Annotated in this window: 19 protein-coding genes and 1 tRNA gene; 8 read left to right on the top strand and 12 right to left on the bottom strand. The window is 71.0% G+C overall.

Annotation, left to right across the window (positions count from 1 at the left end; translation table 11 throughout):
* Positions 1-24 precede the first annotated feature (24 nt).
* From AB0D18_RS23065 to AB0D18_RS23035, 7 genes are all read right to left on the bottom strand, one after another.
* The gene (locus tag AB0D18_RS23065; RefSeq protein WP_362421520.1) at positions 25-1482 is read right to left on the bottom strand and encodes a penicillin-binding transpeptidase domain-containing protein; all 1458 of its coding nucleotides are present in this window, start codon (positions 1480-1482) and stop codon (positions 25-27) included.
* Entirely contained in the window at positions 1479-2933 is a 1455-nt protein-coding gene (locus tag AB0D18_RS23060) for an FtsW/RodA/SpoVE family cell cycle protein (RefSeq protein ID WP_362421517.1), read from the bottom strand. The genes AB0D18_RS23065 and AB0D18_RS23060 overlap by 4 nt, the downstream gene beginning before the upstream one ends.
* Before the next feature lie 127 nt (positions 2934-3060).
* Positions 3061-3498 (bottom strand): SH3 domain-containing protein, encoded by a 438-nt coding sequence (locus AB0D18_RS23055; protein ID WP_362421514.1) that lies wholly within the window; start codon positions 3496-3498, stop codon positions 3061-3063.
* Positions 3499-3595: 97 nt separating this feature from the next.
* Positions 3596-4888 (bottom strand): HAMP domain-containing sensor histidine kinase, encoded by a 1293-nt coding sequence (locus AB0D18_RS23050; RefSeq protein ID WP_362421511.1) that lies wholly within the window; start codon positions 4886-4888, stop codon positions 3596-3598.
* On the bottom strand, positions 4885-6060 hold the full coding sequence (locus AB0D18_RS23045; RefSeq protein WP_362421508.1) for a hypothetical protein: 1176 nt from the start codon (positions 6058-6060) through the stop codon (positions 4885-4887). The genes AB0D18_RS23050 and AB0D18_RS23045 overlap by 4 nt, the downstream gene beginning before the upstream one ends.
* A 106-nt stretch (positions 6061-6166) precedes the next feature.
* Positions 6167-6847, bottom strand: coding sequence for a class F sortase (locus tag AB0D18_RS23040; protein WP_362421505.1), 681 nt, complete (start codon positions 6845-6847; stop codon positions 6167-6169).
* Between the two features lie 79 nt (positions 6848-6926).
* Entirely contained in the window at positions 6927-7259 is a 333-nt protein-coding gene (locus AB0D18_RS23035) for a zinc-ribbon domain-containing protein (RefSeq protein ID WP_362421502.1), read from the bottom strand.
* A gap of 249 nt (positions 7260-7508) precedes the next feature.
* Here AB0D18_RS23035 and AB0D18_RS23030 point away from each other — a divergent pair, with 249 nt between their 5' ends.
* Positions 7509-8237 carry a nuclease-related domain-containing protein gene (locus AB0D18_RS23030; RefSeq protein ID WP_362421499.1) on the top strand — a complete coding sequence of 243 codons (729 nt, stop codon included), beginning with the start codon at positions 7509-7511 and terminating at the stop codon, positions 8235-8237.
* A gap of 16 nt (positions 8238-8253) precedes the next feature.
* Here AB0D18_RS23030 and ligD read toward each other — a convergent pair whose 3' ends face one another.
* Positions 8254-9195: a non-homologous end-joining DNA ligase gene (gene ligD, locus AB0D18_RS23025; RefSeq protein ID WP_362421496.1), complete on the bottom strand. Its 942-nt coding sequence runs from the start codon at positions 9193-9195 to the stop codon at positions 8254-8256.
* A gap of 33 nt (positions 9196-9228) precedes the next feature.
* On the opposite strand from ligD, the gene AB0D18_RS23020 reads away from it, so the two are divergent.
* Positions 9229-10266: a Ku protein gene (locus AB0D18_RS23020; RefSeq protein ID WP_362421493.1), complete on the top strand. Its 1038-nt coding sequence runs from the start codon at positions 9229-9231 to the stop codon at positions 10264-10266.
* 162 nt (positions 10267-10428) lie between these two features.
* Complete coding sequence (locus tag AB0D18_RS23015; protein ID WP_362421491.1) at positions 10429-11265, top strand: metallophosphoesterase; 837 nt, start codon at positions 10429-10431, stop codon at positions 11263-11265.
* Here the strand turns inward: AB0D18_RS23015 and AB0D18_RS23010 are convergent.
* The 4 genes from AB0D18_RS23010 to AB0D18_RS22995 all read right to left on the bottom strand — a co-directional run bounded on the left by AB0D18_RS23010 (position 11169) and on the right by AB0D18_RS22995 (position 15668).
* Positions 11169-13040, bottom strand: coding sequence for an ABC transporter ATP-binding protein (locus AB0D18_RS23010; protein ID WP_362421488.1), 1872 nt, complete (start codon positions 13038-13040; stop codon positions 11169-11171). The two genes, AB0D18_RS23015 and AB0D18_RS23010, sit on opposite strands and share 97 nt — an antisense overlap.
* Positions 13037-14821, bottom strand: a complete 1785-nt coding sequence (locus tag AB0D18_RS23005) for an ABC transporter ATP-binding protein (protein ID WP_362421486.1) — start codon at positions 14819-14821, stop codon at positions 13037-13039. The genes AB0D18_RS23010 and AB0D18_RS23005 overlap by 4 nt, the downstream gene beginning before the upstream one ends.
* Positions 14822-14921: 100 nt before the next feature.
* Positions 14922-15362 (bottom strand): hypothetical protein, encoded by a 441-nt coding sequence (locus AB0D18_RS23000; protein ID WP_362421484.1) that lies wholly within the window; start codon positions 15360-15362, stop codon positions 14922-14924.
* Positions 15363-15596: 234 nt separating this feature from the next.
* A tRNA-Arg gene (locus tag AB0D18_RS22995) sits at positions 15597-15668 on the bottom strand.
* Positions 15669-15790: 122 nt separating this feature from the next.
* On the opposite strand from AB0D18_RS22995, the gene AB0D18_RS22990 reads away from it, so the two are divergent.
* The 5 genes from AB0D18_RS22990 to thrC all read left to right on the top strand — a co-directional run bounded on the left by AB0D18_RS22990 (position 15791) and on the right by thrC (position 21273).
* Positions 15791-16288: a response regulator gene (locus tag AB0D18_RS22990; protein ID WP_362421481.1), complete on the top strand. Its 498-nt coding sequence runs from the start codon at positions 15791-15793 to the stop codon at positions 16286-16288.
* Between the two features lie 128 nt (positions 16289-16416).
* Positions 16417-17373 carry an ArgS-related anticodon-binding protein NrtL gene (nrtL, locus tag AB0D18_RS22985; RefSeq protein ID WP_362421478.1) on the top strand — a complete coding sequence of 319 codons (957 nt, stop codon included), beginning with the start codon at positions 16417-16419 and terminating at the stop codon, positions 17371-17373.
* 43 nt (positions 17374-17416) lie between these two features.
* Complete coding sequence (gene lysA / locus AB0D18_RS22980; protein WP_362421475.1) at positions 17417-18808, top strand: diaminopimelate decarboxylase; 1392 nt, start codon at positions 17417-17419, stop codon at positions 18806-18808.
* A 98-nt stretch (positions 18809-18906) separates the two neighbouring features.
* Positions 18907-20196 (top strand): homoserine dehydrogenase, encoded by a 1290-nt coding sequence (locus tag AB0D18_RS22975; RefSeq protein ID WP_362421632.1) that lies wholly within the window; start codon positions 18907-18909, stop codon positions 20194-20196.
* Positions 20197-20202: 6 nt separating this feature from the next.
* Positions 20203-21273 carry a threonine synthase gene (gene thrC, locus AB0D18_RS22970; RefSeq protein ID WP_362421473.1) on the top strand — a complete coding sequence of 357 codons (1071 nt, stop codon included), beginning with the start codon at positions 20203-20205 and terminating at the stop codon, positions 21271-21273.
* The last annotated feature ends 166 nt before the right edge of the window (positions 21274-21439 follow it).

The following is a 21439-nucleotide window of genomic DNA, read 5'->3' as shown; positions in this document are numbered from 1 at the left end:
TCAGGTGATCGGTGATCGGGCCGATCAGTCTCCCAGCACCGCTTCCATCACCGACCTCGCGATCGGCGCCGCGAGGCCGCCGCCCGTGATGTCCCCGCGGCGCGCCTGCGAGTCCTCGACCACCACCGCGACCGCCACCCCGGCCTGTCCGGCGTCCGGCTTCTGCGCCCAGGAGATGAACCAGGCGTACGGGATACCGGCGTTGCCCACCCCGTGCTGCGCCGTGCCCGTCTTGCCGCCGACCGTCACGCCCGGGATCGCCGCATTGCCGCCCGTGCCGTTCTCGACGACGTCGACCATCATCTTCTGGAGCCGCATCGCCGTCGCCGGATTCATCGCCTGCTGGTAGGAACGGGTGGCCGTCTGCGAGACGACGCTGCCCGCGTCCGTCGCCGTACTCTCCACCAGGCGCGGCCTGTTGAGGTCGCCCCCGTTCGCCACCGCCGACGCGACCATGGCCATCTGCAGCGGCGTCGCCCTCGTGTCGAACTGGCCGATCGACGACAGCGCCAGCTGGTCGTCGCTCATCTTCTTGTCGAAGTTGCTCGCCGACACCGGCGACGGGATTCGGATCCCCGTGTCGTTGAAGCCGAACCGCCCGGCCGTGTCCAGCATCCCGGCCAGCCCGACCTTCACCCCGAGGTGGGCCATCACCGTGTTGCACGACACCCGGATCGCCTCCGCCAGCGACGCGTTCTCGCAGCCGCTCGCCTCGTTGGGCAGCGAGGTGCGCGTGCCGGGAAGGACGTACGGGTCGGGAGTGTTCGTCGGCGCGTCGACGTCCGTCACCACCCCCGCGTCCAGCGCCGCCGCAGCCGTCACGATCTTGAAGGTGGAGCCGGGTGGGTACGTCTGCCGGATCGCCCGGTTCAGCATCGGCCGGCCGGTCGCGGAATTGAGGCCCGACCAGGTGTCGGCGACCGACGCCCCCGTACCCGACAGCCGCCCCGGATCGTACGAAGGGCTGCTGACCAGCGCGAGGATCCGCCCGGTCGCCGGCTCGATCGCCGCGACCGCGCCGCGCCGCCCACCGAGACCCCGGTACGCCGCCTGCTGGGCCGCCGCCCGGATCGTGGTGGCCACCTGTCCGCCGGGCTGCCGCTTGCGGGTGATCTCCCCCCAGAAGGGGAACGGGGCGAGCATCGGGTCGGTGCCGGAGAGGACGTCGTCCTCGGCGGCCTCGACGAAGGCGGTGCCGTACGTCTGCGAGGCGTAACCGGTGACCGGTGCGTACAACGGGCCCTGGGTGTACGTGCGTTCCCAGCGGAGCTGCTCGCCGGTGTCCTTGGAGCCGGTGACCGGCTTCCCGTCGACGAGGATGTTCCCGCGCGCCTGGTCGTAACGGGCGATGTTCTTGCGGCGGTTGGCCGGGTTGTCGTCGAGGGAGTCGGCCTGGAAGACCTGGACGCGGGCGGCGTTCAGGAGGAGGGCGACCAGCAGGATCAGACAGCAGGCGGCGGCCCGGCGGATGTAGCGGATCACGGCTTCTTCTCCTCCAGCCTTGCCTGTACGAATTCGAGTTCGGCCAGGCCGGTGACCGTCACCGCCGCGATCTGCCCCGTGTCGGCGGTGGTCGGCCGTGGGCTGCGGGCCGAGTCGCTGACCCGGATCAGCAGCGCCACGATGATCCAGTTGGTGACGACGGACGAGCCGCCCTGCGCCAGGAACGGCATCGCCATGCCGGTCAGCGGGATCAGCCCCATCACACCGCCCGCGATCACGAACACCTGCAGCGCGACGATCGACGCGAGGCCGATGGCGAGCAGCCGGCCGAACGGGTCGCGCAGCGAGAGGCCCGCCCGGTAGCCGCGGGCGACCAGCAGCGCGTACAGCAGGAAGAGCGCGGTGAGCCCGGACAGGCCGAGCTCCTCGCCCGCCGTCGCCAGGATGAAGTCGGACTTGGCGGCGAACCCGATGAGGATGGAGTGGCCGAGGCCCAGGCCGGTGCCGAGCATGCCGCCCGCCGCGAACGCGAAGAGGGACTGGGCGAGTTGGCCGGGACCCTGGCCCGCCTCGATGGAGGCGAAGGGGTTCAGCCAGTCGGTGACCCGGCTGTGCACATGCGGTTCGATCGAGCCGACGGCGTACGCCCCGACCGCGGCGAGCAGCAGTCCCACCGCGATCCAGCCGGTCCGCCCGGTCGCCACGTACAGCATGATCACGAAGAGACCGAAGAAGAGGAGGGAGGTGCCCAGGTCCCGTTCCAGGACCAGGACGCCGACGCTCAGCAGCCAGATCGCGACGATCGGGCCGAGCACCCGGCCGGTGGGGAGCTGGAGGCGTTTGAAGAAGAGGGTGCGGCCGGTGTACGCGAGGGCGTTGCGGTTGGCGGCCAGGTACGCGGCGAAGAACACGGCGAGCAGGATCTTCGCGAACTCGCCCGGCTGGAAGGAGAGTCCGCCGACCCGGATCCAGATCTTGGCCCCGTTGATCGCCGGGAAGAAGATCGGGACGGCCATCAGGACGAGGGCGGCGGCGCACGAGAGGTACGCGTACCGCTGGAGCACCCGGTGGTCGCGGAGCAGCACGACCACCGCGATGAAGAGGCCGACACCGAGTGTGGACCAGGTCAGCTGGGTGAACGCGGCCTGGTCGGCGGGGGTTTCGAGGTCCAGGCGGTAGATCAGGACCAGTCCGATGCCGTTGAGGAGGACGGCGATCGGGAGCAGGAGCGGATCGGCGTACGGTGCGCGGAAGCGGACCGCGAAGTGGGCGAGGAGTGCGAGGACGCCGAGGCCCGCCCCGTAGCTCAGGGCGTCGGGTGGTGCGGTGCCGGTCTTGCCGAAGCCGGTGGCGCAGTAGCCGAGCACGGCGATGAGGACGGCGCCGACGAGGAGCGAGAGCTCTACGCCGCGACGCTTGGGGAGGCGGAGATCGGGTGGGGGCGCGTCCGTGAGCCTGCCCGTCGGTTTGCCCGTCGGCGTGTCCGTCATGCTCGGCAACGTAGCAAGCGTTTGTGCTGAATGTCGGCATATGTCACCAGGGGGCACCCATGGGGGCGCGGCGAACTGCGCGACCAGCCACGACGGCGCCGCACCTCACCGACGCCCCCCGGTGCACCTAGCACCAGCGGGGGCTGTGCCCGTCCCTCACCACGATGTACTGGGCGGATCCCCAGGCCCAGGTGCCGTCCGTGAGCAGATACCAGTGATCGTTGCCCTCGACGTGGTCGCCGGTGGTCTTGCAGAAGATGTGGACCGTCGCACCGTAGGGCTCGATACGGATGAGGCGGCTGCTGCGGGTGGGCTTGTCGCGGAGCTTGAGGCCGCTCCTTGCGGTGACGCGGCCCTCGGTGTGCCGGGGGTGCTGGGCGGCGGGCTGCTGGCCGGCGGCGGGACGCTGCTCGGCGGCGGGCCACTGGTCGGCGGCGGGACGCTGTTCGGCCAGGGCGGGGGTGGTCGCGAGGGTTGCGGTCAGCGCCCCTGCGGCGACGTACAGGGCGCACTTCATGGGCTTCTTGAGCTTCTCGGGCTTCTCGGGCTTCTTGGGGGTGAGCATGCTGCCTCCTGGGGAGGGAGTGGCCGCGTCCCGTTGCGGAATGCGGCCCTCAACTCGCCCGCTCACCCTAAAATCGTCACTTAATGATCGCAATGCGTCACTTTGTGTTGCGTTTTGGTGAGTTGTCCAGCTCGGGGGATTCCGGCAGTACGAGCGTGGCGACCGCCCCGCCGTCCGGCGCGTTCGTGAACGTCAGCCGGGCCCCGATCACCTCCGCCTGGCCCGCCGCGATGGTCAGACCCAGGCCGTGCCCGCCGTTGCTGCCGCCCGCCTCGGTGCGGAACCGCTGCGGCCCGTGCTCCACCAGGTAGGCGGGAAAACCGGAACCTTGGTCACGCACCGTGAGGGTCTGACCGTCGACGGTCAGTACCACCGGGGCCCGGCCGTGCTTGTGCGCGTTGGCGACGAGATTGCCCAGCACCCGTTCGAGACGGCGCCGGTCGGTCTCCACGCCGACGCTCCTGACGACCCGTACCTCGGTGGGCGCACCCGCCCCGCGCCCGGCACGCTCGGCCAGCGGGCCCAGCTGGTGGACGTCCAGCTCGACCTGCTCGGTGCCCGAGTCCAGCCGGGAGATCTCCAGCAGGTCCTCGGTCAGCCGCCGCATCGCGTCCACCCGCTCCTGCACCATCTCGGACGGCCGGCCCGGCGGCAGCAGCCCGGCAGCGGCGGTCAGCCCGGTCAGCGGGGTGCGCAGCTCGTGGGCGACGTCGGCGGTGAAGCGCTGCTCGCTGAGCAGCTTGCCCTGGAGGGTGGAGGCCATGGTGTCGAGGGCGCCGGAGACGGTGGACACCTCGTCCTGGTGGCGGCCGGGGTCCCGGTTGCGGGGGTCGTTCACCCGGGCGTCGAGGTCGCCCGCGCCGATCCGGCGGGCGACCCGGGCGGTCTGGTGCAGGCGGCGGGTGACGCGGGTGACGGCGAAGGCGCCGACCAGCAGGGTGGCGCCGATGGCCAGGACGGAGGAACCGAGGATGGCCCGGTCGAGCCCGGTGATGGTTTCCGCGCTGGGGCCGTAGTCCAGCGCGACGCCCAGGGCGCGGCCGTCGGCGGGGCGGGCGGCCCACATACGGGGGTGGCCCGTCAGGTCGTTCTCCACGACGGTGCCCTGTTGGCCGTCCCGGGCGAGGGCCTGCAGGGAGTCGGGCAGCCCGGGGAGATCGAGCCCGGCGCCGGGCGGCAGGGCGTCACCCGCCTCGTACGCCTCGACGGCCCGGTCCAGCTTCTCCAGAGCCTTCTCGCGGGCCTGCCCGACGGTCTGGTGGGTCACTGACACGTGGACCAGGGCACCGAGGAAGAAGGCGAGGGCGCAGCACATCACGGTGAGGAAGGCGAGGGCCTTCCAGGTGAGCGAGGCGGTCCAGGCGGGAAACCGCAAACGGAGGCGCTTCACGGGGAGCGCCGGGTGGGGGCGAGGGGTGTGGCTTGGGTGCGGTCGGTGGTGGTGCCGGTGCCGGGTCCCGAGCCGGTGGCGGTGCTGGTGGTTGAGCCGGGTCCCGAGCCGGCGCCGGTGCTGGTGGTTGAGCCCGAGCCGGATCGCGAGCCCAAGCTCAAGCCCAAGCCGGCGCTGGTTCCGGTGCCGGATACCGCGACGGATCCAGGGCCAGAGCCGGTGCCGGACACCGAGCCCTTGTGGGAGCCCAGGCCCAAGTCAAAGTCCAAGCCTGTTCCTGCTTCCGGGGTCAGGCCCGCGCCCGAACCGCGGCCCGTTCCCGCTCCCGTGCCGCGGCCTGTGCCCGTGCCCGTGCCCGTGCCCGTGCCGGTGCCGGTGCCGGTGCCGGTGCCCGCGCCCGTACCGCGGCCTGCTCCCGTGCCGGTCCCGGGGCCCGTGCCTGGTCCTGTGCCCGGCCCCGTACCCGGCCCGGTGCGCTGGGGGTGCGGGCCTCCCGGTGTGTGCACGATCTGGTCCTGGGTGGGCAGCATCGCGTGCTGGCGCGCGTCCCAGGTCCAGGAGGTCCGGTACTCGTAGCCCGTGATCCCGGACGGCACCCGCAGCACCAGGTCCCGGCCCGCGAATGCCACGCTGAGCACAGCCTCCGACGTGCCCATGATCCGGGTCAGCCCGCCCTTCTCGGCGAGGTAGGCGCGGATCGCCAGCTGGCCCTCCGGCATGGTGATGCCGAGGATCAGCTCGTCACGTCCGTCGCCCGTCAGATCGCGGTAGTACGGCGGCAGCACCGGGCACTCCCCGCGCTTCTCGCCACAGGTGCTGAGCTTGGCCACCGTCTCCGCGTAGAGCCCGCTGGATCCACTGTACGTGTCCGGGTGCGCGGCCACCTCGGCCCGCACCACCGCGACCGGATCGACCTTGTGCACATCGCCGTCCCGCACCTTGATGCCCTTGGCGGTCTCCGTCTCGGCCATCCCGAAGTCCTCGGCCGGAGCCTTCGCCGGCGGCAGCGTCGGCCACAGCCGCACCGGCCCGACGGCCGTGCGCACGGGCCCCGAGCTCTTCAGCTCGCCCGCCTGACCGCAGCCCGAAACCGCGCCGCACACCACGGCCACGAGCACAGCGGCGCAGGCCGTCCGGGCCGGCAGCGCGCGGGGCAGGCCGGGGAACGCCACCGGTCCTCGGACCGGGGCCCCGCGCCCCTCGGGCCGGTCGCGGCCATCGGGCCGATCGCGTCGATCGGGTCGGCGGAGGAACAAGTACTCCCCTCCCTGCCCACCCCTACTTCACGAGGTCGGCGAAGAAGATGATGTTGTCAGAACGGTGGCCGTCGCGGATCGGGCCCCCGCAAGTAATGAGGCGCAGCTCCGGACGCTCGGTCTTGCCATAGACCTTATTCGTAGGGAAGTCCTTTTTGTCCACTTGTTGAACCTCGCGGATCTTGAACTTGGCGGTGCTGCCGTCCGCCCGGCCCACCTCGATCGCATCGCCGACCTTCATCTTGGCGACGTTGCGCAGCAGGGCCGGACCCCTGGCGGTGTCGTAGTGCGCGACCAGGATCGAGGCGCCATTCTCGCCGGGAGTGACCGCGCCGGTGTACCAGCCGGGCTTCTCCGCGTCGGCGACCGACGGAACCTCCAGCTCCTGGTTCCTGTCCAGGCCCAGGTCGAGCATGCTGTGGGTCCGCACGCCCGCCGAGGGGATGGTCAGCCCGGTCGGCTTCGACGCCTTGAGGGGGGTCCCGGCGCCGGTCCGGCCCTGTGGCCGCCCCGGGTCGGCAGGCTGGGCCGCGACGTTCTTGACGTTCACCTCCGGCGCCAGTGCGGTGGAGGAACCGCCTCCGCAGGCGACGAGTCCACCGCCGAGCGCGAGGGTGAGTGCGGACGCGGCCACGAACCTGGCCGTGCGGGGCTGCTGCTTGCTGGGCCCGGTCGTCGAGCCGGACTTGGTCGTCGTACTCATGTGATGAATCCTAAATGTCCGCTATTGCGGAGGTTCATCGTTCGTGTAACGGCCGCCCGACGGCAAGCAGCACCGCAGGTCAGAACCCCTGTTGATACGGATTCTGCTGCTGGCCTATCCCCCCGGGCCCCGGACCCTGCCCCTGTCCCGGACCCGGCCCCTGTCCGTACGCCGGGTTCCCACCCTGTGCCTGGAGTCGCTCCGCCTCCGCCGGCTCCACCCGCCGCTCGGCCCCGCAGAACGTGCACTGTGTGACGTACTTCGACGAGACCGGGAACAGCGGGACGAAGAACAGGGTGAATTTCGTGACCCGCTTGCGCAGCGTGTGCGCCGCGGGATTGCCGCACTGCCCGCACAGCAGCATCAGCATCGCCAGCTGGTACACATATCCCTTGGTGCCGAAAATGATCATTGCGCGCCCCCCGTTTCCCAGGTGCGGGCCCCGCGCCCGCCCCCGTGGCCGGTACAGCCCCGGCCGTACTGATGCAACGTCCGGCGCCCCCGACGGGTTCCCACCACATCTCCTCCCGGACAACTCCCACCCGTATACGTTCAGTTGTTGCCCAGGAGGCCCTTCGCCTGTTCCCATGGCAGGGGGTGATGGACGATGAAGCCACTGCGAGTCACACCGGTCTTCGGCCACGGAGGCGCGCGACTGTACGTGAGTCTCGCCACCGGCCGGAGCATTGCCTGGTACGACCGGGACACCGGCCGCGTCAGCCTGCTGGCGGAAGGGCGCCGCGAGGAGGTCCTTACCGCCCTCGCCCCGTACGTCACCGGCCCCCTCACCGTCGGTCCGCCGCCCGTCCCCACCTCCGCCGACCTGGTGCGCCTCGCCCTCCACCCGGACGACGACCTGGCTCCCAACCGGCCGGGCGAGCACTTGCACACCGCCCTGGACGAAGCCCCGCCCGTCCGCCGCTTCCGCTCCGACCCGCGCCGCGAGACCCTCGCCGCCCTCCAGCGCATCGGCGAGGAGCTGGACGGCCTGGAGGGCGTCGGCTGGCGCATCCTGCACTGCGTGCCGCTGCCCGGCCGGTCCCACCTCGACCATCTCCTGGTCGGCCCCGCCGGCATCCTCACCGTGCACACCGTCCCCGCCCGCAACCGCCGCTTCCGCCTCGACGCCCCCGCCAACGCCCCGCACCTGCGCCGCGCCGCCCACGACGCCGAACGGGCCGCGCTCGCCCTCGCCGCGGCCGTACGCCCGGTGCTCGCCGTCGTCGGGGCGACCCGCATCGAAGGCGGCCCGCCCCCGGGCGACGTACAGCTCCTGCGCGACGGCGAAACGGGTACGACCCTGGCCCGCCTCGGCGGCGTACTCAAACCGGCCGACATCGAGTCCCTGTACGCATCCGCCCGCGACCGCCACACCTGGCTACGGGCGTAACACCCGGTCACCCCGGTCACGGGCTCACGTACCTGACTACCGGCCCCGCGCTACGCCCGCGACCCGCCACCCGCGGCAGCGCCCGCGCCCGGTTCGGGTTGAGCAGTGGCCCCAGCAGGTCCCCGTACCGCTCAAGCCGCGCACCGATGTCTGTCACCCGGAAGACCAGCGAACCGCCGTCGGCCCTCCCCGCCTCGACCTCCTCCCACGTCACCGGCGTCGAGACGGTCGGCTCGCTCCTCGCCCGAAGGGTGTACGGCGCCGCCGTGGTCTTCGAGGCCGAGTTCTGACTGAAGTCCACAAACACCCGCCCCTTCCGCAACGCCCGCGCCATCCGGTGCACCACCAACCCCGGAAGCTCCGCCTCCGCCTCCTTGGCGAGGGCCTTGGCATACGCACTGACCTGCTCCGATGCCGTCGGCTCCACCGGCACCAGCACATGCAGCCCCTTCGACCCCGACGTCTTCACCCATGCCGCCAGCCCGTCCGCCGCCAACCGCTCCCGCAGCCACAGCGCGACCTCGCAGCACTCCGCCACCGTCGCAGGCTCGCCGGGGTCCAGGTCGAAGACCATCCGGTCGGCCACCCCCGGGCTCTCCGCCCGCCACTGCGGAACATGGAATTCCACCACCAGGTTCGCGGCCCAGATCAACGACGACAGGTCTGACACCAGCACCTGGCGCGCCGTCACCCCCTCCGACCGCGGCACCTCCACCGTCTTCACCCAGGCGGGCTTCCCCGGCGGCGGGTTCTTCGCGAAGAACTTCTGGCCCTCCACCCCGTCCGGAAAGCGCAGGAAGGACATCGGCCGGTCGTGCACGTGCGGCAGCAGCGCCCCGGCCGACGTGGCGACGTAATGCAGCACCTCGCCCTTCGTCGTCCCGGTGGCCGGGTAGAGCACCTTCTCCAGATTGCTGAGGGCCAGCCGTCGACCCTCCACCTCCGTCATGGGCGACATAGCATAAGAATCCCACCGAAAGGGATCACAGGCATGAGGTCGATCTGGAACGGCGCCATCTCCTTCGGGCTGGTCAGCATCCCCATCAAGCTCTTCAACGCGACCGAGAACCACGCCATCTCGTTCCGCCAGATCCACACCGCCGACGGCGGCCGGATCCGCTACCGCAAGGTGTGCGAGCTGGACGAGCAGGAGGTCCAGTCCGCCGAGATCGGCAAGGGGTACGAGGACGCCGACGGCTCGATCATCCCGATCACGGACGACGACCTGGCGGCGCTCCCGCTGCCCACCGCCCGCACCATCGAGATCGTCGCGTTCGTCCCGATCGCCTCCATCGACCCCCTCCAGATGGACCAGGCGTACTACCTCGCCGCCAACGGAGTCCCGGCCGCCAAGCCGTACACCCTCCTGCGCGAAGCGCTCTCCCGCAGCCGCAAGGTCGCCATCGCCAAATTCGCCCTGCGCGGTCGCGAACGCCTCGGCATGCTCCGGGTGGTCGACGACGTGATCGCCATGCACGGTCTGCTCTGGCCGGACGAGATCCGCCAGCCCGAAGGCATCGCCCCGGAAGGGAACGTCACCGTCCGCGACGCCGAACTCGACCTGGCCGACACCCTGATGGACACACTCGGCGAGGTCGACCTCGACACCCTCCACGACGACTACCGCGAGGCCGTCGAGGAACTGATCGCCGCCAAGTCCGAGAGCGGCGGGGCCATTTCACCGGCAGCGACGGAGTCGACCGGCGGTGATGCTCAGGTCATCGACCTGATGGCAGCCCTGGAGAACAGCGTCCGGGCGGCCAAGAGCTCCCGCGGCGAGTCCACGGACTCCGGGGACTCAGGGAAGGCCCCCGCCAAGGTCACCGAGCTCAAGTCCCGCAAGAAGGCGGCACCCGCCAAGAAGACGGCCACCGCCACGGGAACGAAGAAGACGGCCACCGCCAAGAAAACAGCGTCCACCACCAAATCGGCGTCCACCACCAAAACAGCTTCCGCCAAGAAGGCGGCGTCCACCACGAAGAAGGCCCCGGCCAAGAAGGCGACTGCCAGGAAGCGGACCTCCGCCTGACCCGGGACACACCGCCCGCCTCGGCCCCCGTGAACCTCAACTCAGCGTGACATTCCTGACATTGACTCATCTCACAGCGCGGGCAAGGATCTACGCCCAAGGTGCGCTCGGCCGTGTCGGTGAACGGCGAGCGACGGGCGTGGGGGAGCAGAGCAGTTCCGTATGGGAAATCTTCTGGCCATCAGCGATCTGCACGTCCGCTATGCCGACAACAGGAAAATGGTCGAAGGTCTGCGTCCCGGCACGGACGGCGACTGGCTCCTGCTGGCGGGCGACGTCGGTGACGACTTCGCGGACGTCGAGTGGGCGCTGAGCCGCCTCGGTGACCGCTTCGCGAAGGTGGTCTGGGTTCCCGGGAACCACGAACTGTGGACCCGCCCCGGCGACCCGGTCTCCCTGCGGGGCGAAGCGCGCTACCGGCATCTGGTGGAAATCTGCCGGGGTTTGGGAGTCGTCACGCCCGAGGACCCGTACCCGGTCTGGAACGGCGCGGACGGCCCGGTCGTGATCGCCCCCCTGTTCCTGCTGTACGACTACACCTTCCGGCAGCCGGGGCTCAGTACGAAGGAAGAGGCACTGGAGCAGGCCGTCGAAGCCGGCGTCATCTGCACGGACGAATACCTGCTGCACCCCGACCCGTATCCGAGCCGCGAGGCATGGTGCCGGTCGCGGCTGGCGGAAACCGAGGCCCGCCTCGCCGCGGTTCCGGAGCATTTGCCCACCGTTCTCCTCAATCATTTTCCGCTGGTACGTGAACCCACTCGGGTATTGCACTATCCGGAATTCGCCCTGTGGTGCGGAACCGAGGCAACCGAGGACTGGCCCGTGAGATTCCGCGCCGCCGCCGTGGTCTACGGGCATCTGCACATTCCGCGACTGATCCGGCAGGACGGGGTGCCTCATTACGAGGTGTCCCTGGGATATCCGCGTGAATGGGGAGCCCGCGCCGCCGTGCCTGGCCGGCCCGTACACATCCTTTCCGGCGCACCGGACGCCTGAGCCGAAGCCGACTGGCGGTCCCGCCCGTTCCAGGACCGCCAGAGAGCCGCGTACGGCCCCTCCGCGGCGACCAGTTCGTCATGGGTGCCGATCTCGACGATGCGGCCGTCCTCCATGACGGCGACCCGGTCCGCGTCGTGTGCGGTCTGCAGCCGGTGCGCGATGGCTATCACCGTGCGATCGGCGCGCACGGCGGCCATCGCCCGTTCGGCGTGCCGTGCCGTCGTGGGGTCGAGCAGCGCGGTCGCCTCGTCGAGTATCAGTGTGTGGGGATCGGCCAACTGCACTCGCGCGAGGGTGAGTTGCTGGGCCTGGGCGGCGTCGAGCCGAACGCCACCGGCACCGAGACGGGTGTCGAGCCCGTCCTGGAGCTCCTGGGCCCAGTCGGCCTCCACCATGGCGAGCGCGGCGAGCATCGCGCCGTCGGTGGCGTCCGGCGCCGCCATCGCGAGGTTCTCCCGGAGGGTCCCCAGGAACACGTGGTGCTCCTGCGTGATCAGGATGATGCGGTTGCCCAGCGCACCCGCCGCGGCCAGGGCCGCGACCGAGACGCCGCCCACCTCGATCGACCCCGTGCGCGGAGCCCCCACACCGGACATCAGCCTGCCGAGGGTGGACTTGCCCGCGCCCGAAGCACCGACCACCGCCAGCCGCTCACCGGGCTGCACCGTCAGATCGACGCCGTCCAGCACGTCGTGCGTCCCGGAGTACGCGTACCGCACCCCGGACACCTCGATGCGGTCGTCGGCGGGCTGCCGGGCATCGGGCACGGTCTCGTCGGTGAGCATGCCGACGCCCTTGATCCGGGCGAAGGACGCTCCACTGAGCTGGAGTTGCTCCACCCAGGTGAGCGCGCGGTCCAGCGGGTCGACCAGTTGCCACATGTAGAGGCTGCCCGCCACCACCACACCCAGGCCGACCGCACCGTCGAGGTAGGCGAACCCTCCCACCAGGAGGACCAGCGCCATGGGCAGCGAGTGCGAGAAACCGCTGACGGGGAACAGCACGGTGCGCAGGAACAGGGTGCGACGCCTCGCGCGGTACGTCGTGTCGATGGTCTTGTCGGTGTGCAGCACCCGGCTCCTGCGCAGTCCGAACGCCTCGACGGTGCGGGCACCCTGCGCCGTGGCGTTCAGCGCCTCGGCGACGTCGGACGCGGCCGCGCCCTCGGCGAGATAGGCGTCCCTGGCCCTGGCGAGGTACCAGCGGCCGACCCACCAGACGAACGGCAGGCCCACCAGCGCGCACAGCCCCAGCAGCGGATGCAGCACGAAGACCGCGACGAAGATGAACAGCACCTGCACCATGGCGAGGAACACGTCCGGCGCCGCGTTCCGCAGCGTCGAGGCCACGGTGGCGACGTCCACGGACGAGCGGGTCACCAGATCGCCGGTGCCGACCTGCTCCACCACCCGGGCCGGCAGGGCGAGGGTCCGGTCGACGACCTCCTCGCGCAGCCGGGCGAGCGCACGCTCGCCGAACCGGTGCGAGGAACAGCGGGCGTACCGCGTCAGCATCAGCTGAGCCACGGCGAAGGCGACCGTGGCCAGGGCCAGCCGGTCGACCTGGGAGGCCGTGAGGTGGCCCTGCTCGACCCTGGTGATGATCCTGCCGAGCAGCCACGGGCCCGCGAGGCCCGCCAGCGAGGCCAGACAGGTCAGGGCGATGATCCTGACCATGGCCGGACCGTCGTCCCTGAGCAGCCCCCAACTGGCCCGGCGCACGGCCGGGCCGTCGGCGACCGGAAGCCGCAGTACCTCTTGCGACCCGCTCATCGGCTGATTCCTTCCTGGGGACCGGCCGCCCGGACGGACGGTTCGCTCTCGTCGGCGCCGCGGAACACCAGGGCCCTGTAGTGGGGCTGCCGCGCGAGCAGTTCACCGTGTGTGCCCGTCGCGACGACCCGGCCGCCCACCAGGTACGACACCTGGCTCGCACGGCCGAGAAGCAGCGGGGACGTACTGACGACGAGGGTGGTGCGCCCCTCGCGGGCGGCGTGGACACGCGAGGCGACGGTGTCCTCGGTCTGGGCGTCCAGGGCCGAGGTCGGCTCGACGAGCAGGAGGACTTCGGGGTCGGCGAGCAGCGCCCGCACGAGCCGCAGCCGCTGCCGCTGGCCACCGGACACGTTGAGGGCCCGGTCGTCCAGACGGGATTCGAGCCCGTCCGGCAGCGACTCGATGATGTCCTGCGCCACCGCGGCCCGTACCGCCCGCTCGATGTCCTCGTCGGAATGCGACTCCCGTACGGAGACGGCGGCGCGGACCGAACCGCCGAAGAGGTACGTGTCGTTGTCGGCGCAGAGGATGCGGCGGCGCACCTCGGCGAGTTCCAGGCCGGCCAGCGGGACACCGCCCCAGGTGGCATCGGAGTCCGTATAGCGGCCCAGCCGGTCGATCACCGCACGCGCCTCGTCGAACCGGGCGCTCACCAGCGCCGTCGTCCGGCCCGCCGGAACAACCAGGCCGGAGACCGGATCGTGCAGGTCGGCGGGACCGCCCGGCGCGGCCACCGGCGTTCCGTCGTCCTCGACGTCGGGCGTCATCGCCAGGATGTCGGTCACCCGGCGCGCTGAGACGAGCCCTCGCGGAAGGTCGTCGGCACCTTCGATCAAGAACGTCACGGGCCCCAGGAGCGCGGCCACGTACCCGTAGACGGCCACCAGTTCGCCGACCGTGATGGTGCCGTCGGCGGCCATCCGCGCGGCGATCCAGGTGACCACGGCGAGGAAGAGCAGCGGCAGACAGGCGCCGAGGGACTGCACCCAACTGGTGAGGGAGGCGACGCGGTAGCCGTCGGCCAGGAGGGCCTGGGACCGCTCCCGGTAGCGGCGGGCGAACATCGGCTTCCCGCCGATGCCGTTGAGCACGCTCAGCCCGGTCACCACGTCCACCGCCTGGGCGGTGAGCTCACCCTGCTTCTCCCGGTAGGTCCCCTCGGCGCCGTGCAGCCTCTCCAGCAGCGGGCCGATCGTCACCGCCAGCAGCGGGACGCCCAGCAGGACCACGAGCGCCAGCAGGGCGGAGATGCGGAACAGCAGCACCGCGGTCGCGGCGTAGGCGACGACCGCGCCCACACCGGGCCCCGTGATGGTCAGGGTCTGGGCGATCCGGCCGATGTCTCCCGCCTGCAGATGGGTCAGCTCACCTGCCGACACCTTGCCGGGCAGTGCCGCACCGAGATGAGTGAGGTGCCGGACGACGACCTGCACCGTGCGGTACGCCGCATCGACCCGGATGAGGGTCATGGTGCGGTGGCGCAGGATGCCGAGGACCGCGACGGCCGCACCGACCGTGAGGAGGACCGAGACCCAGAGGACCAACTGCCCCCGGTCTCCCGCCTTGAGACCGCTGTCGATCGCCCTGGACATGAGGTACGGCGGCAGCATGAGCGCGCACATCCACGAACTGCCCCACAGGGCTCCGAGAACGACCCGCTTGCGCTGCATCTTGACCAGCCACCACAGATAGCGTGCCGGGCCGCGGTGGTCCGGCGATCCGGGATCGGCATACGGGACCCGGTGCGCGTACGTGCGCAGGTCCGGTCCTTCGGTCATCTCGGTTCCTCACCTCGGCTCGTCGAGCAAGTCTCGCCCTGCTCCGGGACTGCCGGGTCAGGGAATGATCACGCTGGCCGGACTGGGGCGTTCCACTTCCTCAGGTGGCCGGGAAGGAGCGTGCTGTCTCCGGACCCGCCGGGGCGTAGAGAAGGGAGACCGTACGGTCCGGGCCCTCCGCGACGGAGGGCGCGTAGCCCCGGTAGGCCAGGGTGCCGTGTCCGTGAAGGACGGCGGGCAGCCGGTGCGCGCCGCCGTGCGGCAGGGCGAGGAGACCGGACGCGGTGGTCGGCCTCCCGTCCGGAGTGACCGTGCGATAGGTGAGCCGGTACGCGGCGACGCCGAACCGGGCGGTGTCGGTGGGGTAACCCGCCCTCTGCGCCTGCTCGACGACGCGTGGGCGGTCCCGCTCACCGAGCGGCGTCACGGACACCGGATCGCCACGGACGTGGTCCTCCTCAACCACCGCCCCTGCCACGGGCCCGGCCGACAGCGCGAGGAGCGCCGCGACCCCAACTGCCGTACTGCGAAGTGATCTCATGCCAAAAAGGCTAGGGATCGCAGCCCTCAAGCAGAATGCGGTCCTCCGCAGACCTCACTGCGGTAAACCGCACCTCGCACCGTCCCCACCGCACCCACACGGCACCACGGCACACGGCCGGCACGCGACACACGGCACCACGGCACCACGGCACACGGCACAAAAAAATCGGGTGTCCGTACCGAAGTACGGACACCCGATCCTTGACACTTGTCAGAATTGCTCTCTTCCAAGTGCCCCCGGCAGGATTCGAACCTGCGCACCCGGCTCCGGAGGCCGATGCTCTATCCCCTGAGCTACGGGGGCGTGTCGCACGGTGTGTCGGCGACGTGGTGAACCTTACCAGCTCGTGGCCGGTGCCTGTGAACAGATATCTGCGTGCCCCGCACGTCAGCCTCCCGCAAGCACTTCCCCCGCACGGGGCGGAAGTGGGTAAAACCCCTACGCGGTGCGGGAGTCCGGCCTACTCTCGAAGAGTGCCGGGCGTGTTCGGCCGGGTCCTTGTCGTCGACGACAACAAGGTCATCCGGCAGCTGATCAAGGTCAATCTCGAACTGGAGGGCTTCGAGGTCGTGACCGCCTCCGACGGTGCCGAATGCCTGGAGATCGTGCACCAGGTCTGTCCGGATGTGATCACGCTGGACGTGGTGATGCCCCGGCTCGACGGGCTCAGCACCGCCGCCCGCCTCCGCAGCGACCCCCGCACCCGTCACCTTCCGGTGGCCATCGTCAGTGCTTGTACGCAGTACGAGGTCGAGAGCGGTCTGGCCGCAGGGGTGGACGCCTTCCTCTCCAAGCCCTTCGAGCCCGCCGAACTGGTCCGGCTCGTACGGCGGCTGGCGGATCAGGAGGAACCGCCGTCCGCCGACGGCAGGTATGCCGCCGGGTACGGACGGCCCGCGCGCGGGGTGCCCCCGACCCCGTGACATGCCCGGCCCCCGACGCCGCAGGACCCCTGACGCACCGGGCGCCCTGACACGCCGCGGCGGCCCGCCCCGCCCAGATGCTGAAACCCGTTCGCGGGAGGTACCCCCACCTCGCCTAGGCTTGTCCCGTGACCCCCGCAGAGCTCTCCCGTACCGTGCTGCGCGCCGTGCGCCGTGCCGTCGAGGAGGAAGTCCTGCCCGCTCCGGTGCCCGAGCGGGCCGCCGTCGAGCGCACCCGCCCCGGCGGGACCGGCGACTACGCCAGCAATGTGGCGCTGCGGCTCGCCCGCGCCGCGCGCAAGTCTCCGCGCGAGGTCGCCGAGATCCTCCGGGAGCGTCTGGCCGGCACCCCCGGGCTCGCCGCCGTCGAGGTCACCGGACCCGGCTTCCTGAACTTCACGCTCGATGTGAGTACGGGGGAGGAGGTCGTACGGGAGCTGCTCGACCGCGGTGTCGTACGGAGCGACGCGCTCGCCGTCCCCGTGCCCGCCCCCGACGCCCTCGCCCGGCTCGGCCGCGACGCCGCCGTCTGGGCGCTCCTGCTGCCGGCGCCCGACACCGAGCTGCTCGCCCAGCACGAGCGGAACCCTCTCTTCCGGGTGCGGTACGCGCACTCCCGGACCCGCGCACTCCACCGCAACGCCGCCGACCTCGGCTTCTCCTCCGCATACGAGGCCGCACCCGACGCCCGGCACGACGCCCCGCGCGCGGCCGCACACGACGCCCCGTACGAGGCCGCACCCGAGGCCCCGCGCGCGGCCGCACCCGACGTCCCGTACGAGGCCGCACCCGAGCCCCCGTACAAGACAGTCACCGACGCCCCGGAACTGTTTGCCCTCCTCGGCGGTTACCCCGTAGAGCTGGACGCCGCCGTCCGGCTGGGTGCGCCCGAACGCCTCGCCCGGCACCTCGTCGCCGTCGCCGACGCCTTCCTCCGCTTCCACGACACAGCCAACGTGCTGCCGCTCGGCGACGAGAAACCCTCGGCCGCCCACCGCTCCCGGCTGGCAGTCGCCGAAGCCGCCGGGACGGTGCTGGCCGGCGGCCTGTCCCAGCTCGGCATCAGTGCACCGGACCACCTGTGACGTGCGTGAAGAAGTACGTGCGTGAAGAAGTGAGAGAAGAAGCATGAGCCGTTCCGCCCACCCCGCCGGGCCCCGCCACGCCGATGTCTACCCCGAGGGGCACTACACCGCCCCGGCCGACGACCTCAACGCCCTCGACGAGAAGGTCTGGGCGCGGACCGTCGCACGCAACGCGGACGGTGTCGTCACCGTCGGCGGGCTCGAAGTCACGCGCCTGGCCGAGGAGTTCGGAACTCCCGCCTACTTCCTCGACGAGGCGGACTTCCGCGCCCGGTGCAGGGCCTGGGCCGGTGCGTTCGGCAGGGACGCGGACGTCTTCTACGCGGGGAAGGCCTTCCTCTCGCGCGCGATCGTGCGCTGGCTGAAGGAAGAGGGACTGAATCTGGACGTCTGCTCCGGCGGGGAGCTGACCACCGCCCTCGACGCCGGAATGCCCGCCGAGCGCATCGCCTTCCACGGCAACAACAAGACCGTGGACGAGATCACCCGGGCCGTCGAGGCCGGGGTCGGGCGGATCGTGCTCGACTCCTTCCAGGAGATCGTCCGCGTCGCGCACATCGCGCAGGGTCTCGGCAAGCGCCAGCGGGTGCAGATCCGGGTGACGGTCGGCGTCGAGGCGCACACCCACGAGTTCATCGCCACCGCCCACGAGGACCAGAAGTTCGGCATTGCGCTGGCCGGGGGACAGGCCGCCGAAGCCGTGCGGCGTGCGCTCAGGCTGGACGGCCTCGAACTCATCGGGATCCACTCCCACATCGGCTCGCAGATCTTCGACATGGCCGGTTTCGAGGTCTCCGCACGGCGCGTCGTGCAGCTGCTCGCCGAGGTGCGCGACGAGCACGGCGTGGAGCTGCCCGAGATCGACCTCGGCGGCGGGCTCGGCATCGCGTACACCTCCGAGGACGACCCCAGCGAGCCGCACGACATCGCCAAGGCGCTCACCGAGATCGTCACCCGTGAATGCGAGTCGGCGAACCTGAGGACGCCCCGCATCTCCGTCGAGCCGGGACGCGCCATCGTCGGCCCGACCGCCTTCACGCTGTACGAGGTGGGGACGGTCAAGCCGCTGGAGGGGCTGCGTACGTACGTCAGCGTCGACGGCGGCATGTCCGACAACATCCGTACCGCGCTCTACGACGCCGAGTACAGCGTCGCGCTCGTCTCGCGCCGCTCCGACGCCGAGCCCATGCTGGTACGAGTCGTCGGCAAGCACTGCGAGAGCGGCGACATCGTCGTGCGGGACGCCTTCCTGCCCGCGGACACCGCCCCCGGCGACCTGCTCGCCGTGCCCGCCACCGGGGCGTACTGCCGCTCCATGGCGAGCAACTACAACCACGCACTGCGCCCGCCCGTCGTCGCCGTCACGGACGGCGCGGCGCGGGTGATCGTCCGGCGCGAGACCGAGGAAGATCTCCTGCGGCTCGATGTCGGCTAGTGGAATCCTTGTCTCAACCACTGGACGGGGGATAGAAACTCCCGTCCGGTGGGTGAGACTGGTCAAACCGTAAGAAGTATGAGGAGTGAGGTCGGATGATGCGTACGCGTCCGCTGAAGGTGGCGCTGCTGGGCTGTGGTGTGGTCGGCTCAGAGGTGGCGCGCATCATGACGACGCACGCCGACGACCTCACGGCGCGCATCGGCGCCCCCGTCGAGCTCGTCGGTGTGGCCGTCCGCCAGCCCTCGAAGGTGCGTGCGGGCATCGACCCCGCACTCATCACCACCGACGCGACCGCCCTGGTCAAACGGGGCGACATCGACGTCGTCATCGAGGTCATCGGCGGCATCGAGCCCGCCCGCACCTTGATCACCACCGCTTTCGAGCACGGCGCGTCCGTCGTCTCCGCGAACAAGGCGCTCCTCGCCGAGGACGGTGCGGCGCTGCACGCCGCCGCCGAGAAGCACGGCCGGGACCTCTACTACGAGGCGGCCGTCGCGGGCGCGATTCCGCTCGTACGGCCGCTGCGCGAGTCCCTCGCCGGCGACAAGGTCAACCGGGTGCTCGGCATCGTCAACGGCACGACGAACTTCATCCTCGACAAGATGGACACGTCCGGAGCCGGTTACTCCGAGGCGCTCGACGAGGCCACCGCCCTCGGGTACGCCGAGGCCGACCCGACCGCCGACGTCGAGGGCTTCGACGCCGCCGCCAAGGCCGCCATCCTCGCCGGAATCGCCTTCCACACCAGGGTGAAGATCGGTGATGTGCACCGCGAGGGGCTGACCGAGGTCTCCGCATCGGACATCGCCTCCGCGAAGCGGATGGGCTGCACGGTGAAGCTGCTCGCCATCTGCGAGCGCGCCGCCGACGGCAAGTCCGTCACCGCCCGCGTACACCCCGCGATGATCCCGCTGACCCACCCGCTGGCCTCCGTCCGCGAGGCGTACAACGCGGTCTTCGTGGAAGCGGAAGCCGCCGGTCAGCTGATGTTCTACGGGCCGGGCGCGGGCGGCGCGCCCACCGCGTCCGCCGTTCTCGGCGACCTCGTGGCGGTCTGCCGCAACAAGCTGAGCGAGACCACAGGACCCGGCGAGTCCGCGTACACCCGACTGCCGGTCAGCCCGATGGGCGAGGTCGTCACGCGGTACCACATCAGCCTCGACGTGGCCGACAAGCCGGGCGTACTCGCCCAGGTCGCCACGGTCTTCGCCGAACACGACGTGTCGATCGACACCGTCCGCCAGTCGGGGAAGGACGGCGAGGCATCCCTCGTCGTCGTCACCCACCGCGCGCCCGACGCCGCCCTCTCCGGGACCGTCGAAGCGCTGCGCAAGCTCGACACCGTCAGAGGTGTCGCCAGCATCATGCGTGTTGAAGGGGAGTAAGGACCCATGACCATCAAGGGCACCCACCAGTGGCGCGGCATCATCGAGGAGTACCGGGACCGGCTTCCGGTGACGGCCACGACGCCGGTCGTCTCGCTCGGCGAGGGCGGCACGCCGCTCGTCCGCGCGCAGGTCCTCTCCGAGCGCACGGGCTGCGAGGTGTACCTCAAGGTCGAGGGCGCCAACCCGACCGGGTCCTTCAAGGACCGAGGCATGACCATGGCGATCACGCGGGCCAAGGAGGAGGGCGCGAAGGCCGTCATCTGCGCCTCCACCGGCAATACGTCGGCCTCCGCCGCCGCGTACGCGGTACGGGCCGGCATGGTCTGCGCCGTCCTCGTCCCGCAGGGCAAGATCGCGCTCGGCAAGATGGGCCAGGCGCTCGTGCACGGCGCCAAGATCCTCCAGGTCGACGGCAACTTCGACGACTGCCTCACCCTGGCCCGCTCGCTCTCGGACAACTACCCGGTGGCGCTGGTCAATTCGGTCAACCCGGTACGCATCGAGGGCCAGAAGACCGCCGCCTTCGAGATCGTCGACGCACTCGGCGACGCCCCCGACCTCCACGTCCTCCCGGTCGGCAACGCGGGCAACATCACCGCGTACTGGAAGGGATACAAGGAGTACGCGGCCGACGGCCTGGCCACGCACACGCCGCGCATGTGGGGCTACCAGGCCTCCGGCTCCGCGCCGATCGTCCGCGGCGAGATCGTCAAGGACCCCTCCACGGTCGCCACCGCGATCCGGATCGGCAACCCGGCGTCCTGGGACTTCGCGCTCGCCGCGCGCGACGAGTCTGGCGGTCACATCGACGAGGTGACGGACCGTCAAATCCTGGCGGCCTACCGCCTGTTGGCGGCCCAGGAGGGCGTCTTCGTGGAGCCCGCCTCGGCCGCGTCGGTCGCCGGTCTGCTGAAGGCCGCCGAAGAGGGCAAGGTCGACAAGGGCCAGCGCATCGTCTGCACGGTCACCGGCAACGGCCTCAAGGACCCGGACTGGGCGGTCGCGGGCGCCCCGCAGCCGGTCACGGTCCCGGTCGACGCCGCAGCGGCCGCCGAAAAGCTCGGGCTCGCCTAGGGCTTGCGGGGCGCGGGAGTTTTTCGCGTGCGGGCCCGTTGTGGCCTGCCGCGCGGTTCCCCGCGCCCCTGAAGGGGCACAGGCGGGTGAGCGACACGCTTCGTGCGCCTCTTGTGCGCCCTATGTCCTCACAGAACCTTCCTTCGATAGGCTGTACCGAACCAGC

The sequence above is a fragment of the Streptomyces sp. NPDC048442 genome, from assembly GCF_040651475.1.
Taxonomy (GTDB): domain Bacteria; phylum Actinomycetota; class Actinomycetes; order Streptomycetales; family Streptomycetaceae; genus Streptomyces.
This window is presented reverse-complemented; position numbering and strand designations above follow the sequence as displayed.

Coding starts and splice junctions, on each gene's coding strand:
- AB0D18_RS23040 (WP_362421505.1), bottom strand. CDS start 6,847: ATGAGTACGACGACCAAGTCCGGCTCGACGACCGGGCCCAGCAAGCAG.
- AB0D18_RS23055 (WP_362421514.1), bottom strand. CDS start 3,498: ATGCTCACCCCCAAGAAGCCCGAGAAGCCCGAGAAGCTCAAGAAGCCC.
- AB0D18_RS23005 (WP_362421486.1), bottom strand. CDS start 14,821: ATGACCGAAGGACCGGACCTGCGCACGTACGCGCACCGGGTCCCGTAT.
- ligD (WP_362421496.1), bottom strand. CDS start 9,195: ATGTCGCCCATGACGGAGGTGGAGGGTCGACGGCTGGCCCTCAGCAAT.
- thrC (WP_362421473.1), top strand. CDS start 20,203: ATGACCATCAAGGGCACCCACCAGTGGCGCGGCATCATCGAGGAGTAC.
- AB0D18_RS23060 (WP_362421517.1), bottom strand. CDS start 2,933: ATGACGGACACGCCGACGGGCAAACCGACGGGCAGGCTCACGGACGCG.
- AB0D18_RS23035 (WP_362421502.1), bottom strand. CDS start 7,259: ATGATCATTTTCGGCACCAAGGGATATGTGTACCAGCTGGCGATGCTG.
- AB0D18_RS22975 (WP_362421632.1), top strand. CDS start 18,907: ATGCGTACGCGTCCGCTGAAGGTGGCGCTGCTGGGCTGTGGTGTGGTC.
- AB0D18_RS23020 (WP_362421493.1), top strand. CDS start 9,229: ATGAGGTCGATCTGGAACGGCGCCATCTCCTTCGGGCTGGTCAGCATC.
- AB0D18_RS23000 (WP_362421484.1), bottom strand. CDS start 15,362: ATGAGATCACTTCGCAGTACGGCAGTTGGGGTCGCGGCGCTCCTCGCG.
- AB0D18_RS23010 (WP_362421488.1), bottom strand. CDS start 13,040: ATGAGCGGGTCGCAAGAGGTACTGCGGCTTCCGGTCGCCGACGGCCCG.
- AB0D18_RS23015 (WP_362421491.1), top strand. CDS start 10,429: ATGGGAAATCTTCTGGCCATCAGCGATCTGCACGTCCGCTATGCCGAC.
- lysA (WP_362421475.1), top strand. CDS start 17,417: ATGAGCCGTTCCGCCCACCCCGCCGGGCCCCGCCACGCCGATGTCTAC.